This is a genomic window from Aquitalea aquatica (assembly GCF_013911085.1).
Taxonomy (GTDB): domain Bacteria; phylum Pseudomonadota; class Gammaproteobacteria; order Burkholderiales; family Chromobacteriaceae; genus Aquitalea; species Aquitalea aquatica.
The window spans coordinates 140657-153677 of sequence record NZ_JACERN010000046.1 but is presented as its reverse complement, the minus strand read 5'-3'; the positions used below and the strand labels follow the sequence as shown (position 1 = coordinate 153677).

Below are 13021 nucleotides of genomic sequence, written 5' to 3'. Positions count from 1 at the left end.
GGGAAGGGGCTAATATAGGGTCGCAACGCAAAAAAGCAAGTATGCCGCCCCCAGACAAGCACAAAGCCGACTTGCGTCGGCCTTGTCATCATCCAGCAAACACTAAGAGCCTACAAAACCACGGCGGGCTTCTTCACCAGCTTGAGCTTGCTGCCTGCTGAGTTGTAGGACTGGACCGCCGGGTCTTGCGGCACTGCCTGCTGTTGCTCGGCAGGAACGCCGCCCTTCGGCGGCAGGGACAACCAGCGCACTGCCGCCAGCTCACCCGGATTGCCGCTGTCGCTCTTGCAGGTCAGGCACACCGGCTTGCCACTGCGCTCCTTGAGTGCATGATCCACGCGCTTGCCCACCACCGCCACCGAATGGGTACGCTGCCACTCCAGCAGGCTGTCGGCCAAATGGGGGAAGGACGGGTCATCCTGCTTGTAGTGGTTCTTGTAGGCAGTCAGCCACAGCTCGCCAGCACCATCTTCGTTTAGCAGCACTGTCTGGTAAGCCACGGTCACTGCCGCGCCTTTTTGTACTGTACCGGCCAGATTCAAGGCATCCGGGTTTTTCAGCCGGATACAGCCATGGCTGCGAAAGCCCGGCACCGAGCCTGGCGCATTGGTGCCATGAAAACCCAGCCCCAGCTTGGCCTCGCCAAAGCGGATAAACACCGGGCCCAGCGGATTGTCAGGGCCAGGCGGCACCACGGTCAGCACCGGCTTGCCCTGGTTTTTCTGCTCGTCCTGAATCGACTTGGGCACATGCCAGCTGGGATCACGATAGACGCCGGTGATGGCATAGCTGCCGGTCGGCGTCTGGGTCAGCATCTTGCCCACCGCCACCGGGTAGATCTTTTGTAGACGGCCATCCTGGTACAAAAATAGCCGCGCCTGCGGCAGATTCACCACCAGATGCTGGCCGGTCTGACTGATCAGAATATCCGGCTCCGGCATGTTGGCAGCCCAGCCAGCCATGCTGCCCAGCAGTAGAACCACACCAGGTACAAGAGTAAAAACCGACTGCTTCATCGCGCACCAGACCAATAGTTTTTGATTGAAGGCATCATAACAGAAACCCGATATCGACCGCTCTGGCAAAAACCCCTGCGCAGCGGCGCATATTTTGAGAAAATCACGCTTTTCCGCCTGATTTATCACACGAATACAATGACTCAGCAACAGACCATTGCTCTGGTCGAATCACTTGACCACGAAGGCCGCGGGGTCGCCCACGTCGACGGCAAAACCATTTTCATCGACGGTGCCCTGCCGTATGAAAAGGTAATATACAGCGCCTACCGCAAAAAGCCCACGTACGAAAACGCCGATACCACTGCCGTGCTGAAGGAAAGCTTCATGCGCGCCACGCCCGCCTGCCTGCACTACGGCACTTGTGGCGGCTGTTCCATGCAACACGTCGAGTTTACCGCGCAGGTTGCCATCAAACAGCGCGTGCTGGAAGACAACCTCAAGTTCATCGGCAAGGTGAAGGCAGAGCGCATTCTCACCCCGATTGCCGGCCCCACCTGGCATTACCGCCACCGCGCCCGCCTGTCGGCGCGCCTGGTTGCGAAAAAGGGCGGCGTGCTGGTGGGCTTCCATGAGAAGAACTCCAGCTATATCGCCGAAATGCGCGAGTGTCATATTCTGCCCAAGCACATTTCCGACCTGATCATGCCGCTGCGTGAAATGATCGCCAAACTGTCGATCAACAGCCGCATGCCGCAAGTAGAAGTAGCAGTAGGCGACAAGGTAGACGTGCTGGTATTCCGCAATATGGATGCCATCAGCAAAGCTGACGAAAAGCTGCTGCAACAGTTTGCCGACCAGCACCGCCAGCCGCAGCGCCCGCTGCAAATCTGGCTGCAGCCGGCGGGCCCGGACACCTGTTATCCCATCTACCCGCTGGATGCGCCAAAGCTGACTTACAGCATGCCGCAATATGGCGTAGAGATGCCCTACTACCCCACCGAATTCACCCAGGTAAACCCGCAGATCAACGCGGTGATGGTGGCACGCGCCCTCAGCTTCCTCGACCCGCAACCGGGCGAACGCATTGCCGACATGTTCTGTGGCATCGGCAACTTCACCCTGCCCATTGCCCGCTCCGGCGCCAATGTCCACGGTATGGAAGGCAGCCAGGCACTGGTCAAACGTGCTGTGGAAAATGCCACCCATAACGGTTTGCAGGACAAGGTAAGCTATGAAATGGCCAACCTGTTCGATGTCACCCCGGAAAGCTTCGCCGCACTGGGCAAGTTCGACAAGATGCTGGTCGATCCGCCGCGTGATGGCGCCATCCAGCTGCTCAAGGCCATGACCGACGACACCGCGCCGCAGCGCATTGTCTATGTGTCCTGTAACCCGGCCACCCTGGCGCGCGACGCCAATGTGCTGGTGAACACCAAGGGCTATACGCTCAAGGCCGCCGGCATCATTAACATGTTCCCGCACACCGCCCACGTCGAGTCCGTTGCCTGGTTCGAAAAAACCGGCCCGGCCAAGAGCCTGAAGGAAGTGGCGGACATGGAAGCGGCGGAAGAAGCCATCCGCGAAGCCAAGCGTCAGGCCCGCAAGCAGCAGGAAGCCGAGGCAGAAGCCCGTAAACAGGCCGAACTGGCAGAAAAAGCCGCTGCCAAGGAAGCCCGCCGTCAGCACTATCTGGATAACAAGGAGTATTACGACGCCAGAAGTGCCGCCCAGCAGCAGGCACGTGATGCCGCCGCTGGCGAGGATGGTTCCAGCAAGGAATAAGCTGTTTTAGGTGTTTACCTGTCGCGTTCGACCCCAGCTTTACCCCGGAGCGAACGCTGCAAGTACCCTGCCTCCATACAAACCCCGGATGCATGCCCTATTCACAAGGGTTGCGCCGGGGCTTATTACGATGGGCGGCCCCACAGCGGACTAAATAGTGCTTATAGGTTGGGGGCTGTTCAGTACGCAGTAGCAGACAGTTTTCTGATTATTCGTTATTGCCTGGGACATCTGTTGCTCCTCGGCCACTGCAAGGTAAACCATGAACTACATCGCTCCCCTGTCCCGTCGCCGCCAAGCCAACTGGAACCGCCGCCAGCTCAAGAAGCACCACGCAGGTGAGTTTCAGGAGCTGGGCTTTAGCTTGTCGGTACAATTTGCCGCCCCGCTGGCAGGCGCTGCCCGTGACAGCTACGTCGCGGCCTTGATTGAACACGTAGAAGCGCTTGGCCTGACGTACGGTGGTGATGAGTGCTGCGGCTTTGTCACCACCTATACACGCGGCAGCGTCACCCTGGCACAACGCGCTGCCCTGCTGGCTTGGGTGCAGGCCTACCCCATCGTTGCTAGCGCTGAAGCTAGCGAGTTGCTGGACGCCTGGCATGATGATAGCTGGATGGATCTGGTGTGAACCACGGCAAATCCATACGCATGTTTCTGGCAGACGGCACGCCCGGCGGCATCATTACTGCTGAAATCATCAACTGGACCGGCCATGTGATCAGCGCCCCACGCTCGCGGCTGGCGGATGTGCTCAAGCGGCCCGAGGCGGGGCGGGCCGGCCTGTATATTCTGGTGGGCGATGACCCGGCAGAATCTGATAGCCGCGTAGCTTATATCGGTGAGTCGGAAATCGTGGGCGACCGGCTGGCACAGCACAACAAGCCAGAGTCTGCCGGTGGCAAGGATTTCTGGGATCGCATGTTTATCTTTACCAGCAAGGATGCCAACCTCACCAAAGGGCATTTGCGCTATGTGGAAAGCAAGCTGATTTCAATTGCCAGCCATGCCGGGCGCTTGTCTGTGGCCAATGTCAAAGGCAAGCAGAACGAATATGGCGTATTGCCAGAAGCCGACATTGCCGACATGCAGTATCTGATCGAGCAACTGCAGATCGTGCTACCGGCACTGGGGCTGGAATTGCTCCGTGCTATCCCTGCGCAAACCGTGACACAAGGAAGCACAGAACAAGGTGGCAATACGCAGTCCCCTTTGTTTGCCCTGACCAACCGGCAAGGCATCAGTGCTACCGCTCAGGAAATTGACGGTGAGTTCATTGTGCGTAAGGGTTCGCTAGCGCGTGCACAGTGGGAAAATGAAAAGTGGGCCAGTTATAAAAAGCTGCATCAGGGCATGCAGGACGCCAAGAAGCTGGTGCCGACTGACAATGGCATGCTTGTTTTCACCGAGGACTGCCCTTTCAACAGCCCAAGCGCTGCCGCAGCCATCATCCTGGCGCGCAATGCCAACGGCCGCACTGAATGGCATATTCCCGATACGGGACAAAGCTACGCAGACTGGCAGAATACCCAGTTAGCCGAAATATAGCTTTTATCGCGGCGACTGCAGCCAAATGGGTTAGATATCAATTTGTTTGAAACCCTATCGAGTGCTGAGTGCCAGGGTAGCGGCCAACCTGCAGCAAACGAAACAATTACTGCATGCGTACGAACTGTACTATCCGATCTGGCCCGCCCCGGGCTCCCGTGTTTCAGTCAAGAACACGCGGTGTCCGGGGTTTGGTTTTTGTCCCTCGCAGCAGCTAGCCTGCATAGTGGTAGGCCAACAATGGGCACGCTGGCATACCGTCTGCAGTACTGGCTTGAAGCACTATTCATCGTTTGCTGGATATCTGTCTCAGATCAGATACAGATTGTTAATTTCCTTTTCCTTTTACGAAATTTCACACATAGAATTAGACCGTTATAGGCAAAACCGGTGAAAGCCGGCGACGCAAAACTAAAGGGACTACGGGCGGCTTTACCGCTTATGTCAGCCAGTTGCCAGCGACACGCCCCGTGCCAGCTGCAAGCGCTCCTTTAGCTTTGCCTTACTCTTCTGAAGGAAAGCCATGAGCGCCTCGAATACTTCGACCCGCCAGCAAGATCAGCTCCTCGCCAATGCCGCCATGACCAAGGCCGCCGAAGGGCTGTTGTCTGACCCCGGCTTTCTCGGGCTGGGCGATCTGTCCGTGTCGGCCTTGGCTTCGCTGTTTAGCGCAACCCCTACCTCTACCCTGACGGCAACGACGGTGAGCACAAACACCGCCAGTACCACGGCACTGGCCGGTAGCAGCACGGTGAGCAGTGCCAGCAACATGGTGAAAACGGGCAGTACCACGGCACCATCCTGGATTGCCACGCTATCGGACTCGGTGCTAAAGGCCGATATGAATGCCATGGCGGGCACCGTTACCGAAGCCGGACTGGCCAAGCTGGTGACTGATTTGTCTGCAGAACTGACCACCAACAAAACCACGCTGTCGGCCAATCAGTTCAACGATCTGAAAACGATTGTCACCAATCTGAATGTCGGCGAAAGCGCATCCAGCTATCACCTGTACACCCTGAATGCCCTGGTCAACGGCAATGCCGCCAATGCATCGTGGACCGGTGGCGCGGCTGCCAGTAGCAGCCTGGGCAATCTGGCAGTCGGTTCCAGCGCAGCGCAGCTGAGCAATCTAAACGGCAAATGGCTGCAAGGCACGGATTTGCCTTCGTCAACCGTCACCGTGAGCGGCACCACTTCCAAGATGACCTACAGCGCCAGCACTGCGGCGCTGTTCGGTAGCAATGGCCCCTCTGCCAGCGATATCAATCAAGGCAAGCTGGGCGACTGCTATTTCTTGTCTTCCATTGCCGAAGTAGCCAGCCAGAACGCCGGCATCATCAAGAACATGATTACGGTCAACGGTAACGGCAGCTATGGCGTGGCCTTCCACTACAAGGGCGCCACCGAATACGTTACCGTCAACAACACACTGCAAACCGGCTGTAATAGTGGTAGCAATATGTGGGCTACCCTGCTGGAAAAAGCCTATGCCCAATTGCAGTCGATCAATGTCACCACCGGCAACAGTTATACCGGCAACAGCTTTACTGCCATTGGCAATGGCGGCCTGCCGGAGTATGCGCTGGAGGCCATCACCGGTGCCTCGCAGATTACCGATTTTTGCGCCAATGGCACCAGCTGGCTGTGCCGTACTTATAATTCTTCTCTGTCGGGTACCGGCTCACAAAGCGGCATCTCCACGGCTACTGTACTGAGCACGCTGAAGGCTGATCTGGCTGCCGGTGATGATCTGGTCTTGTCGTCCTACACCTGGAGCTATGACGCTGGCGGCAAGGTACAACTCGTTGCCGGCCATGCCATGTCGATTTACGGCATCGATGCTGCCAATGGTTACTTGCAGATCCGCAACCCCTGGGGTTCGCAAACCGGCCAGTACTGGAACACTACTTTCGAAGTCAGTCTGGCCAGCTTGCTGGCCGCTGGCGATACTATCACCGTCGACAATGCGGGCGGTACGGTACCGATTACACCGGCGGCCCCCATCCTGAGCAACCAGACGGCCAATCAGACGCTGGCAGCCAATCATGCCTTCTCGGTATCGCTGGCCAATGCCTTTACCGACCCGCAAAGCCAGGCCTTGACCTACAAGGTGACCCAGAGCAATGGGCAAGCGCTGCCCTCCTGGATGACCTTCAACGCCCAGACCAACACTCTGTCCGGCACCACACCGGTATCCTCCAGCAGCACACAGCTGCTGGTGACGGTGACCGATACCGCAGGGTTGTCTGCATCGGAAACCTTCTCCATCACCGACACGGCTCTTGCACCGATTCTGGCCAAAGCCACTGCAGGTCAGTTGGTTACACCGGGTCGCAGTTTCAGCTTTGCCCTGCCTGCCGGCACCTTTACCGACCCGCAAGGCGAAACCCTCAGCTACAGCGCCAAGCTGGCCAGCGGTGCAGCGCTGCCGTCCTGGCTGAGCTTCAATGCCCAGACACAGACCTTCTCCGGCACGGCACCCACGGCGAATACCACGCTGGCACTGCAGGTGACTGCCACCAACCAAGCCGGCCTGAGCGTAGCCGAAAGCTTCACGCTGAATGATGCTTATGTTGCCCCGGTTCTGCAGGCCCAGACGGCCAACCAGACGCTGGCAGCCAACCACGCCTTCTCGCTGTCACTGGCCAGTGTTTTCAACGACCCGCAAGGGCTGGCGCTCAGCTACAAGGTCACCCAAGCCAATGGCCAGGCCCTGCCCTCCTGGATGACATTCAATGCCGCAACCAACACCTTGTCCGGCACCACCCCGGTGTCCTCCAGCAGCACCCCTATCCTGGTAAAGGTCACGGACACGGCAGGGCTGTCGGCAACAGAAAGCTTTACCATCAGCGATACCGCCTATGCGCCGACGCTGAGCAAGGCCACGACAACCCAGCTGGTCACCCCTGGCCACAGTTTCAGCTTCGCCCTGCCGGCCGGCACCTTTACCGACCCGCAAGGCGAGACCCTGGCCTATACCGCCAAGCTGGCCAGTGGCGCGGCGCTGCCATCCTGGCTGAGCTTCAATGCCCAAACGCAAACTTTCTCCGGCATGGCACCCACGGCCAACACCACGCTGTCGCTGCTGGTCAGTGCCAGCAATCAGGCCGGCCTGTCGACCTCGGAAACCTTTACCCTGAACGACAGCTACGTCGCACCCACGCTCAACCTGCAGACGGCGACGCAAACCATCAATGCCGGCAAGGCTTTTAGCATTAGCCTGCCGTCCAATACCTTTGTCGATCCGCAAGGGCTGGCACTGACTTACAAGGCGGCGCTGAGCAATGGCCAGGCCTTGCCATCCTGGCTGGCATTCAATGCCCAGACCGAAACCTTCTCCGGCACGGCCCCCACCACGGCAGGCAGCTTCGTGGTCAAATTGACCGCCACCGATAGCGCCGGCCTGTCGACCTCGGAAACCTTTACCATCAATGATGTGGCCACCGCACTGAAAGCGCCGCTGGTCAATCCTTTGCCGCTGGCCATCAGTTTCAACGCCAATGGCACCCTCAATATCAGCGTACCGCAGGGCACGTTTACCGATCCGCAAGGGCAGACCCTAAGCTATAGCGCAAGCCAGGCCAACGGCCAGGCGCTGCCCAGCTGGATTACCTTCAACCCCAAAACCGACAGCTTTGTCGCCACCATGGGTAGCCAGACCGAGTCGGCCACTATCACGGTAAAGGCCACCGATACTTCCGGCCTGTCGGCCAGTGAAACCTTCTCGCTGTCGATTGGCGGAGTGGCCGCCTCGCCGCACCCGCTGCTGAGTGCCGACGCGCCTGCCATTTCACTGGTGGGTGTCAACATGAACGATGCCACGCTGGCTCATGCGGCATAAGCCCGCAACAGAGGTGAACAGCGCAGCGCATTGCTGGCAACACCCTGTTTGATGAGCACGACCACAGACCCGGCCACGCCGGGTCTGTTGCTTTGCGGGCTGATGGCAGGCATCAAGATAAGCAGGGGCAGGACGAGAAGGAGCGCCAGTTGCGACCAGCACTGCGTGCAATGCAGACCAAACTGCTGCCCAAGGGGAAAGGGGCTGCTAGCGCGCGGCAGCCGGATGCGTGAAATGCTGATCCAGCAGTGCCAGATCCTGCGGGCTCAGAATGCCGGAATCGGCCCGCAGCGCGATCCAGCTAACCAGCTGGTTGTACTGTGCCAGCAGCAAATCGCGCTTTGCCTGGTACAGCTGCTCTTCACTATTAAGAATATCGGTCAGGGTTTTTACACCGGCGGCCAGACCCAGCTTGCTGGCCTTGACGGTTTCCTCGCTGGCGCTCACCGCCGTTTGCAAGGCCGCCACTTTGCGCACACCGCTGCTGACGCCATAAAACTGCTTGGCCACTTCCAGCTCAACCTGTGTACGGGCATTGTCCAGTTCGGCCAGCGCCTGGCGATACAGCGCTCCGCTCTGGGTGATCTGGGCGGAATTGAAACCGCCATTGAACAGCGGCACGCTTAACTCGACACCGATCACATTCTGGGTAATGCGTTGATTGATGGTGGACACCGAACTGGCACTGGAGCGGTCCTTGCTGGCGACCAGATCAAGACTGGGATAATTGGCCGCCCGGGCTTTCTTGTGCTCTTGCTCGGCAATACGCACATTCATCTGCGCCGCCTGGATATCGGGGCTGTGTTGCAAGGCCTGTTCACGCCAGTCCGCCATCTGCCCGCTCGCCCCCAGATACTGCACGATACCCGGCTCCGGTTCGGCCAGTTGCCGGGCGGTCTCGCCGGTAATGGCCGCCAGGCTGCGCTCGGCAATGGCCTGCATATTACGTGCCTCGATCAGCTCGGCCTCGGACAGCGCCATGCGCGCCTCGGCATCGCGAATATCGGTGATGGTGCCATCGCCCTGATCAAACAGCTTTTGCGCCTGCAAGCGCGTGCCGCTGAGCGCCTGCAGCTTGGCCTCGCTCAAGGCGATGTTCTTCTGCGATAGCAGCAGGCCCAGATAGCTGGTCAGATAGCGCACCGCCAGTTCGTATTCCTTGCGCGAAAAAATCGCCTGGCTGTAATCGGCACGGGCATTGCCCTGCTGATACATGGCCCAGCGCTGCAGATTGAAAATGGGCTGACGCAGCTGGATGGCGGCATCCTGACTCATATACTTGAGCGGCGAGGTATTCAGCGTGCCGAAGAAATCCGGCGCGGTATCCGAGCCTGTCACCTTGCTGCGATTGAAGCTGGCATTCAGTGTTGGCAGCAGTTGTGCCCGGCCCATTGGCCTGTTGGCTTCACCTGCCTCGCGCTCGGCAGTGGCTGCCTGGTATTGCGCATCATTGAGGCGCGCCAGTTGAAACCCCTCCAGCAAGCCATACGCACTGGCCACAGGCAGGCACAGCATGGCATAGCAAGCCAGCAGGACAGGAAGACGCATGGTGTGGCAAGCGGCCATTCAGCTCTCCTTGAACGCCAGATTCATGCGATCCATGACTGGCTTGAGCAAATAGCGCAGCATGGTACGCTCACCATTGCGGATGACGATGGTGGCAGGCATGCCAGGCTTGACCGGCTGGTCTCCCAGCAGTTTCATGCCGGCCGGGGTGACCTTGACTTGCGCCAGGTAGTAAGGCGCACCAGTTTTCGGATCCAGCAGCCGGTCAGCCGAGAAAGTAGCCACTACGCCGGGAATCACCGGGGTGGTTTGCTGATTCAAGGCAGGGAAAGTGACATCCACCGGCAGCCCGCTGCGTACCTTGGCACTCATCGCTGGATCGACGGCGGCTTCAATCAGCAGCGGCTGACTGGTAGGCACTACATCCATCAAGGCCTGGCCGGCCTGCACCACACCGCCAACGGTATGGACCTTCAGTCCGGCCACCAGGCCATCAATCGGTGCGCGAATGGTGCTGTTGGCCACCACGTAGCGCTGGGCTGTCAGGCGGTCGCGCAAGGCATCGGTTTCTTTCTGGATGTCGGTGAGCTGCGACTCCACTTCCTTCTGGTAATCCTGCTGGCGTGCGATACGGCGCAGCTTGGTTTCGGCAATGCTGTCCTGGACGCGGCCGATATTGGCGATGGTGTCAGCCAGTTCGCCCCGCAGCTCGGCCGCCCCGCGCTCCAGTTGATACAGGCGGTTTTTCGGCACATAGCCACCGGCAGCCAGATCACGGATGCCTTCCAGCTCCTTGTCCTGCCATTTACTCTGCTCGGCACGCGCCGCCTTTACCCCCTGAAAGCCACGCAGCTGTTGTTGCAGACCCGCGATATTTTCATCCTGCGCCTTCAGTTCATTGCGCAAGCCGTCGCGGCGGGTGTTGAACAACTGGGTTTGCAGCTGCCTGGCCTGCGCCACCCGCGTATCGCTGGCCAACGCGTTCAGCTCGTCGGAGAAAACCAGCGTGGGCAGGCCGGCACGCTCCGCCAGCAGCCGGTCTTCGATGGCACGGGCACTGATGAACTGTGCCAGCGTGCTGCCCATTTGGGCGCGGGCCTCGGTGTCGTTGAGCTGGATCAGCGGCTGCCCCTTCTTCACCACGTCCCCCTCGCCCACCAGCAGCTTTTCGATACTGCCGCCGGTCAGGTGCTGCACGGTCTGGCGATTGCTGGCAACGGTGACACTGCCATTGGCGGTAACACCTTCATCCAGCGGCGCCAATGCAGCCCACAGCAAAAAGCCGCCAAAGCCGATCAGCACGATTTTCATGCCCCAGCGACCAATGCGCTGATCGTCGGTATCCACCCGGCCAAAGCGCGCGACTGCGGCATTTTCTGCTGGGGTTTGCGCGCTATCGCGAGCCGGGCGTGTCAGTTTTTTGAACAGGCTCATGCGTGGTTCTCGTCGGAAGTCTGGTCAGCCTGGCCCTGCATGGCCGCCTGTTGTTGCTGCAAGACCTGCTGCGCGGCCTGGCTCAGGGCATACAAGACCTGATCGCGTGGGCCAAACAGATGCAGTTGACCTTCACGCATCACCAGCAGTTTGTCCACTGCATTGAGAATGCTGGTGCGATGGGTGATCAGCACCACGGTGGTGCCATGCGCTTTCAGGTCCATTACGGTATGGATGAGTGCCTGCTCGCCGACATCATCCAGATTGGAATTGGGTTCATCCAGCACCACGAAGGCGGGGCTGGCATAGATGGCACGGGCCAGGCCGATGCGCTGTTTCTGGCCACCGGAGAGCCGGTGACCACCGTCACCCAGCCGGGTATCGTAGCCCTGGGCAAAGTGCAGAATCATCTCGTGCACGCCGGCCCGGCTGGCTGCCTCGATGACGCGCTCCGAATCAATATCGCCAAAGCGGGCGATGTTTTCAGCGATGCTGCCATCAAACAGTTCGACATCCTGCGGCAGATAACCGATATGCGGCCCCAGCTCGTCCTTGTTCCACTGAAAGATGTCGGCACCATCCAACCTGACCTTGCCCGAGTGCGCCGGCCAGATGCCCACCAGCAGCCGGGCCAGCGTGGACTTGCCGGCAGCACTGGGGCCGACCACGCCCACGATATCGCCATGCTCGATGGCAAAATTGATGCCCTTGAGAATCGGCACACCGCTGCCGGGTGCAGCTGCCACCACATTTTCTACCTGCACCCTGCCCTGCGGACGTGGCAAGCTCATGCCGCTGATGCGGGCGGGGAATTCGGCCAATAGCTCTTCCAGCCGCTGATAGGCCGCGCGTGCGCTGTTGAGCTGCTTCCAGGTGCCGATGGCCATTTCCACCGGCTGCAATGCCCGCCCCATCAGGATGGAACCGGCAATCATCATGCCGGGGGATATTTCATTCTGGATGGCCAGCAAGGCACCGACAGCCAGCACCAGCGATTGCAGCGACAACCGCACCAGCTTGGACAGCGCACCGATGCGGGCAGCCTTGTCGGAGGCTTCGGTCTGCTTTTCCAGCACCCGGCTCTGAAACAGGAACCAGCGTTCGCGCAAGGCCGGCAGCATGCCCATGGCCTCGATCACTTCGGCGTTGCGCAGATTGTTATTAGCGTAGTTGCCGGCAGCGATGGATGCTTGATTGGCCTCGGCCAGCGGCTTGCGGGTGGAGCGCTCGGTCAGCCAGGCCAGCAGGCACAGGATGATCATGCCACCCAGCACAAACAAACCGAGAATCCAGTGAAACATGAAGGTAACGGCGAGGTAGATGGGCGCCCACGGCGCATCGAAAAATGCGAACAGCCCGTTGCCGGTGAGAAACTGGCGCACGCTGGTCAGGTCATGCAGCGCTTGCGAGGCATTGCCATTGTTCTTGCGCAGATTGCGCTCGAAGGCGGCGGTGAATACCCGGAAATTCAGCTGCATATCCAGCCGGTTGCCCACCCGGATCAGCACCGAAGAGCGCACCAGCTCCAGCACAGACATCAGCCCGTACAGCCCCAGCATCAGCAAGGTCAGCATCAGCAGCGTGGTTTCATTGCGGCTGTGCAAAACCCGGTCGTAAATCTGCAGCATGTAGATGGAAGGCAGCAGCATCAGCAGATTGATGACGGCACTGAAAGCACCCAGCTGGTAAAAGGTCTGCTTGAAGGTTTGCAAGACCTGGGACAATTCGGAGCGGGATGCTAAATGATGTTTCATCGGCAAGGGACTCAGGGTGGCCAAGATGGAAGCAAGCACACCGGGCGATGCGGCCAATAGCAGCCGCTAAAAAGTGAAAGAGATGTTAACACAGCCCCACCTTGATGATGATGTCCTCAATCAAGGCTGGGCATGGCTTCAGGCCGGTTGATCATGCCCGGCACGCCTGCCGCAAGCGCCGCTCGGGCTTGGCC

At 59.3% G+C, this 13021-nt stretch carries 8 protein-coding genes and 1 riboswitch; of the genes, 4 read left to right on the top strand and 4 right to left on the bottom strand.

Going from position 1 to position 13021, the window contains the following annotated elements:
* Positions 1–110: 110 nt before the first annotated feature.
* A complete protein-coding gene (locus tag H2Z84_RS20295; protein ID WP_181837596.1) occupies positions 111–1016 on the bottom strand; it encodes a L,D-transpeptidase in 906 nt (301 codons plus the stop codon).
* Positions 1017–1154: 138 nt separating this feature from the next.
* On the opposite strand from H2Z84_RS20295, the gene rlmD reads away from it, so the two are divergent.
* The 4 genes from rlmD (at position 1155) to H2Z84_RS20275 (ending at position 8133) form a co-directional block, all read left to right on the top strand.
* Positions 1155–2741, top strand: a complete 1587-nt coding sequence (gene rlmD, locus H2Z84_RS20290; RefSeq protein ID WP_181837595.1) for a 23S rRNA (uracil(1939)-C(5))-methyltransferase RlmD — start codon at positions 1155–1157, stop codon at positions 2739–2741.
* A gap of 262 nt (positions 2742–3003) precedes the next feature.
* On the top strand, positions 3004–3372 hold the full coding sequence (locus tag H2Z84_RS20285; RefSeq protein WP_181837594.1) for a YggL 50S ribosome-binding family protein: 369 nt from the start codon (positions 3004–3006) through the stop codon (positions 3370–3372).
* A 20-nt stretch (positions 3373–3392) separates the two neighbouring features.
* The gene (locus tag H2Z84_RS20280; RefSeq protein ID WP_220272928.1) at positions 3393–4289 is read left to right on the top strand and encodes a GIY-YIG nuclease family protein; all 897 of its coding nucleotides are present in this window, start codon (positions 3393–3395) and stop codon (positions 4287–4289) included.
* Between the two features lie 370 nt (positions 4290–4659).
* A riboswitch (cyclic di-GMP riboswitch) is annotated at positions 4660–4749 on the top strand.
* Positions 4750–4812: 63 nt separating this feature from the next.
* Positions 4813–8133 carry a putative Ig domain-containing protein gene (locus H2Z84_RS20275; RefSeq protein ID WP_181837592.1) on the top strand — a complete coding sequence of 1107 codons (3321 nt, stop codon included), beginning with the start codon at positions 4813–4815 and terminating at the stop codon, positions 8131–8133.
* 207 nt (positions 8134–8340) lie between these two features.
* Here H2Z84_RS20275 and H2Z84_RS20270 read toward each other — a convergent pair whose 3' ends face one another.
* The 3 genes from H2Z84_RS20270 to H2Z84_RS20260 are packed head-to-tail and all read right to left on the bottom strand — an operon-like array spanning position 8341 to position 12827.
* Positions 8341–9699 (bottom strand): TolC family outer membrane protein, encoded by a 1359-nt coding sequence (locus H2Z84_RS20270; RefSeq protein WP_181837591.1) that lies wholly within the window; start codon positions 9697–9699, stop codon positions 8341–8343.
* Positions 9700–11073, bottom strand: coding sequence for an HlyD family type I secretion periplasmic adaptor subunit (locus tag H2Z84_RS20265; RefSeq protein ID WP_181837590.1), 1374 nt, complete (start codon positions 11071–11073; stop codon positions 9700–9702). It lies immediately after the preceding gene.
* Positions 11070–12827, bottom strand: a complete 1758-nt coding sequence (locus H2Z84_RS20260) for a type I secretion system permease/ATPase (protein WP_181837589.1) — start codon at positions 12825–12827, stop codon at positions 11070–11072. Before H2Z84_RS20260 ends, H2Z84_RS20265 begins: the two co-directional genes overlap by 4 nt.
* Between the last annotated feature and the right edge of the window lie 194 nt (positions 12828–13021).

Excerpts from the sequence above, each read along its gene's own strand:
- H2Z84_RS20295 (WP_181837596.1), bottom strand. The coding sequence starts at position 1,016 with ATGAAGCAGTCGGTTTTTACTCTTGTACCTGGTGTGGTTCTACTGCTG.
- rlmD (WP_181837595.1), top strand. The coding sequence starts at position 1,155 with ATGACTCAGCAACAGACCATTGCTCTGGTCGAATCACTTGACCACGAA.
- H2Z84_RS20285 (WP_181837594.1), top strand. The coding sequence starts at position 3,004 with ATGAACTACATCGCTCCCCTGTCCCGTCGCCGCCAAGCCAACTGGAAC.
- H2Z84_RS20280 (WP_220272928.1), top strand. The coding sequence starts at position 3,393 with ATGTTTCTGGCAGACGGCACGCCCGGCGGCATCATTACTGCTGAAATC.
- H2Z84_RS20275 (WP_181837592.1), top strand. The coding sequence starts at position 4,813 with ATGAGCGCCTCGAATACTTCGACCCGCCAGCAAGATCAGCTCCTCGCC.
- H2Z84_RS20270 (WP_181837591.1), bottom strand. The coding sequence starts at position 9,699 with ATGGCCGCTTGCCACACCATGCGTCTTCCTGTCCTGCTGGCTTGCTAT.
- H2Z84_RS20265 (WP_181837590.1), bottom strand. The coding sequence starts at position 11,073 with ATGAGCCTGTTCAAAAAACTGACACGCCCGGCTCGCGATAGCGCGCAA.
- H2Z84_RS20260 (WP_181837589.1), bottom strand. The coding sequence starts at position 12,827 with ATGAAACATCATTTAGCATCCCGCTCCGAATTGTCCCAGGTCTTGCAA.